The sequence below is a fragment of the Roseateles sp. genome (genome assembly GCF_036486225.1).
Lineage (GTDB): Bacteria > Pseudomonadota > Gammaproteobacteria > Burkholderiales > Burkholderiaceae_C > Roseateles.
Map to the genome: position 1 here is coordinate 1 of NZ_DASVNZ010000372.1, position 3,622 is coordinate 3,622.

Here is a 3,622-nt window from a genome sequence, read left to right on the forward strand (position 1 = left end):
TTGGCGACGCTCAACATCTTCGCGCGGCCTTCCGGCGTGCCCAGGTCGCAGCCGTCGGCGGCGGTTTCCATCAACTGGCGCGACAGCGGCACGGCGCCTTCGACGCAACGCTCGAACGCGTCCGCGCCCAGCTCGCGCACATACGAATCGGGGTCGTGCTCGGTCGGCAGGAACAGGAACTTGATCGTGCGCGTCTCGTTCGCGTGGGGCAGGGCGGCTTCCAGCGCGCGTCCCGCCGCGCGGCGCCCGGCGGCGTCGCCGTCGAAGCTGAACACGACCGACTCGGTGAAGCGGAACAGCTTCTGCACGTGCTCCGCCGTGCAGGCCGTGCCCAGTGTCGCGACCGCGTTGCCGAAGCCGTGCTGCGCCAGCGCGACGACGTCCATGTAGCCCTCGACGACCAGCGCGTAGCCGCGCCGGCGCATCGCGGGACGGGCCTCGTAGAGGCCGTAGAGCTCGCGGCCCTTGTGGAAGACCGGCGTCTCCGGCGAGTTCAGGTACTTGGGCTCGCCCTTGTCCAGCACGCGGCCGCCGAAGCCGATGACCTCGCCCAGCACGTTGCGGATGGGGAACATCACGCGGTCGCGGAAACGGTCGTAGCGGCGCTGTTCGGCCTCGCTCTTGCCGGGGTCGTCCTGCAGGATGACCATGCCGGTCTCGACCAGCAGCGGATCGTCGTAGGACGGGAAGGCATTGGCCAGCGAGCGCCAGCCGTCGGGTGCGTAGCCCAGTCCGAACTGCAGCGCGATCTGGCCGGTGAGGCCGCGGCCCTTCAGGTACTCGATCGCGCGCGGGTTGCCCTTGAGCTGCTGGCGGTAGTGCTGACCGGCCTTGGCCAGGACCTCGGTGAGCGTCGCCTGGCGCTGCTTCTGGGCCTTCTCGCGCTCGCGCTCCTGCGGGCTGCGGTCGTCCTCGGGCACCTGCATGCCGGCCTGCTGCGCGAGGTCGCGCACCGCGTCGATGAAACCGATGCCTAGATGCTCCATCAGGAAGCCGACGGCGTTGCCGTGCTGGCCGCAGCCGAAGCAGTGGTAGGTCTGGCGCGAGGGGCTGACCGTGAAGCTCGGCGACTTCTCGCCGTGGAACGGGCACAGCCCCTTGTGGTTGATGCCGGCCTTCTTGAGGTCGACATGGCGGCCCACGATGTCGACGATGTCGACGCGGGCCAGGAGGTCCTGAATAAAGCCGGGTGGGATCACCTCGGGATTTTAAGGGATGGCCTGGGCGGGGACCCCCGGCACGAGGTCGGGGAGGATGTCGGGGAGGGGCGCGCGGCGTCGTGCCGGCGAGGGTGGCGGGGTGCGCCGCAGCGCCCAGTCCAGCAGCGCCTGCGGCGGCAGCGGCTCGCACAGGCCGCTGCCCTGGCCGACGTGGCAGCCCAGGTCGATCAGCGCCTGCGCGTGCGCCGGGGATTCGACGCCTTCGGCCACCAGTTCGCAGCCGAACTGCCCGGCCAGCGCGATCACGCCCTGCACCAGCGCGCGGTCCTGCGGGTCGACGAGCATGGTCTGCACGAACGAGCGGTCGATCTTGAGCTGGTCCAGCGGCAGCTGCTTGAGCACCGACAGCGTCGCGTAGCCGGTGCCGAAGTCGTCCATCGCCAGGCGCAGGCCCAGGCGCTTGCAGTCGGTGAGCAGACGCCGCGCATGCGCGACGTCGTCGAGCGCGCTGGACTCCAGCAGTTCCAGCACGAGCCGGTCCGGCGGCACGTCCGGATGACGCGCCAGCAGCGCCTCGAGCCGCGGCACGAAGGCCGGCGCGGCCAGGTGGCGCGGGCTGATGTTGACGCTGAGTTCCAGGTCCAGGCCTTGGGCGCGCCAGAGCCGGTTCTGCTCCAGCGCCTGCTCCAGCACCCAGTGGCCGAGCTGCGCGGCCATGCCGCTGTGCTCGACGGTCGGCAGGAAGGTGGCGGGCGCCAGCAGCCCGCGCTGCGGATGGCGCCAGCGCAGCAGCGCCTCGGCGCCCAGCAGCGCGCCGCTGACGAGGTCCAGTTTCGGCTGGTAGTAGAGGCAGAGCTCGCCGGCTTCCAGCGCCTGCTGGATGCGCAGCGCGGCCTGGGCCTGCGCCTCGCGGCTGCGGCGTTTCTCGACATCGAAGAACTGGACGCCGTCGCGGCCGCTGCGCTTGACGCGATACAGCGCGTGCGCCGCGTGGCGCATCAGCGTCTCGGCCTCGCCGCCGTCCTGCGGGTACAGCGTCGCGCCGACGCTGGCGCTCAGGCGCAGCGCGCCGCCCAGTGCGTCCTCCGTGTCCTGTGCGTGCTGCGCGTCCCGCGCGTCTTTCCCGTCTTCCGCCGCGATGTCGCCGCGCACGGTGTCCACGGTGTCCGGGTCACCGGTGGGCCCCGGCGTGCCGGCGCCGTTCTCTTCGTCCGGATCGATCGGCCGGCGCAGCACCTGCACGAGCCGGTCCAGCGCCTGCTGGGCTTCCTCGACGCTCTGCACGCGCAGCAGCAGGCCGAATTCATCGCCGCCGAGCCGGGCCACCTCGTCCGACCACTGCGGCGCCTGCCGCAGCGCCAGGGTCAGGCGCCGGGCGAGCTCCCGCATTGCCTGGTCCGCGCGGGCGACGCCGTGGCGGCGGTTGAACGCGGCGAAGCCATCCAGGTCCACCCGCGCGACGCACAGCATGAAGCCCGGCCCGATCTGGCGGCTGGTCTGCAGCGCGCCCTGCAGGCGGCGCAGGAATTCCTGCTCGTTGGGCAGTCCGGTCAGCAGGTCGAAGCGGCCGAGCCGCTCCAGCGCCAGCTGCCGCTGCAATTCCTGCGTCAGGTCGCTGAGCGCCAGTACGCGGTAGCGCGGTGGGCCCTCGGGCTCGGGGATGGAGGACACGGTCAGGCGCAGCGTGCGCGGCTGGCCGCCGGCAGCGCGGACCTTGACCAGCCCCTGCCAGTGGCCGGCGGGATCGGCCAGCGCCTCGGCGATCGCCTCCGGATCATGGCCGGCGCGGCGCAGCTGCGCCTCGTCCAGCGGCAGCGCCGGGTGGCCGAGCATGCGGCGGCGCAGCGCCTCGGCGGTGTCCGGCGTCTGGCCGTCGTTCTCGAGGACGAGGCCGGCGGGCGGCTCCAGCAGCACGGCCATCAGCGTCCAGTACGCGGGATTGGCGTCGAGCAGCCGGTGCTCGAGGTCGGTGATCGCGAGGCCCTCGTGCAGGTGCTGGAACAGCCCGCTGCTCATGCGCTGGCGCTCTTCGGCGGTGCGGCGCCACTGGATGTCCTGCAGGCTGGCCAGCACCTGGCGGGCGCGACCGCGGGGATCGCGGCGCGTGACCCGCAAACGCAGTTCGTGCCAGACCCAGCCGCCGTCCTCGTCGGGCAGCCGCAGCGCGTGGTGCAGCGTGTCGGGCTCGATCTCCGGCGCGACCTGGGCGCCGACGTCCTGCGGCGCCGCGGTCGCGGGGCCGTCCTGCATCAGCGCGGGCAGACGTTCCTCGAGCTTCATCCGGTCGACCGCGTGCACCTGTGCCAGCCAGCCGAGCGGGTCGGCGGGGTCGAGCGCCCCCAGTCGCGCCTGCCAGCCGGGCGACATCGCCGCCGCGCCGCCGGGTGTCCATTGCGCCAGGGACAGGCCGGCGTCGTCGATCTTGGTGCGCCAGTCGCGGCGCTCGTCGAGCGCGCGCTGCC

General features: G+C 72.7%; 2 protein-coding genes. Both read right to left on the reverse strand.

All coding sequences use genetic code 11. The features are described from left to right. On the reverse strand, positions 1–1,199 hold a 1,199-nt coding region (gene dnaG / locus VF536_RS24365; RefSeq protein WP_331617523.1), incomplete at its 3' end, for a DNA primase. Positions 1,200–1,208: 9 nt separating this feature from the next. Further along, a partial coding sequence (locus VF536_RS24370; RefSeq protein WP_331617524.1) for a putative bifunctional diguanylate cyclase/phosphodiesterase occupies positions 1,209–3,622 on the reverse strand: 2,414 nt, incomplete at its 5' end.